Below are 1,227 nucleotides of genomic sequence, written 5' to 3' on the forward strand. Positions count from 1 at the left end.
ATAGGGCATAGGGCATAGGGCATAGGGCATAGGGCATAGGGCATAGGGCATACCTCACTTTTTTGAGAACCGCTATACGTTAGAGCTAAAATTAAAAGTCGATCGGGTTCCCAAAGCAGATATCTAATATGTTAGGTGCTAAAATTACTGCTCGGTCAACAAACATGAAGCTGAAATAAATTGTCAGCCATCTCGTTATCGATCCTCGAAAATCAACACAGTATCCTCTTAATTTAGATAACGCTGTCGGTAGCAATAATGCTGTAATATTTCATCCTCGTTTAGGATTAAATCAAGAAAACTATGACTTACTGTTAGCACAAATTTCAACTAAAACTCTGGATGCTGAAGCAATTACTTGTTATTCTACAGATATTGATCGTTGCCCGATCGCCCTTAGCTCAAAATGGTGTTTCTGCCTGTAGGTATAACCTTTCTCCCAACTGCGGATGCTCAAACGAAAGTTCCCGCGCGTGCAAGTGTAGCCGCTTCCCAGCAGCCCGACATCCGTAAAGTCGATCGCCCAAAATCGGTATCCCCAACCCTCGAACATCCGCTGCATGAACCCTCAATTGATGGGTGCGTCCCGTCAGCGGCAAAAACTCGACTCGATCGCAATTTCCTTCCCTCGCCATTACCTGAAAGCGAGTAACGCTGGGTTTTCCGCACTCCCAATTGACTTGCTGGTAAGGGCGATTTTCGGGATCGCCCCAAAGTGGGAGTTCGATCGTCCCCGCATCAATTTTTACCGTACCCGAAAGCACCGCTTCATAAACTTTGTGAACCTGCTTTTTTGCAAATTGCTGCCTGAGTTGACTGCTAGTTTCTTTCTCCCGCGCCAATAGCAAAATCCCAGATGTTTCCAAGTCTAAACGATGCACGACTGTCAAATTAAAACTATCAGCTAACAAGTTCCGCAAACGACTGAAAACACTATCTTGATTTTCAAAATAACGACCTGGAACTGACAGCAAACCAGAGGGTTTATTGACCGCAATCAACCATTTGTCTTCATAGATAATCGGTAGTATTTCGGTAACGGGCAAGATGCCCGTTCCACAAGAAATATGATGATTTGTGGGGAGTAGGGGTTGGGCTTCTAGCCCGCCCGCAACGGGCAAGATGCCCGTTCCACAAGAAATATTATTGCTTGTGGGGAGTAGGGGTTGGGCTTCTAGCCCGCCCGCAACGGGCAAGATGCCCGTTCCACAAGAAATATTATTGCTT

At 45.8% G+C, this 1,227-nt stretch carries 2 protein-coding genes; one reads left to right on the top strand and one right to left on the bottom strand.

Features of this window, described 5'->3' with window-relative positions; genetic code table 11:
* Positions 1 to 197 precede the first annotated feature (197 nt).
* Positions 198 to 425, top strand: coding sequence for a DUF6883 domain-containing protein (locus QUB35_RS39340; RefSeq protein WP_445252096.1), 228 nt, complete (start codon positions 198 to 200; stop codon positions 423 to 425).
* On the opposite strand, the gene QUB35_RS38375 is transcribed toward QUB35_RS39340, so the two are convergent.
* A partial coding sequence (locus QUB35_RS38375) for an RluA family pseudouridine synthase (protein WP_333148234.1) occupies positions 402 to 1,227 on the bottom strand: 826 nt, incomplete at its 5' end. The genes QUB35_RS39340 and QUB35_RS38375 overlap by 24 nt on opposite strands.

It is taken from the genome of Microcoleus sp. B13-B6, assembly GCF_036705405.1.
In the GTDB taxonomy this organism is placed as follows: domain Bacteria; phylum Cyanobacteriota; class Cyanobacteriia; order Cyanobacteriales; family Microcoleaceae; genus Microcoleus.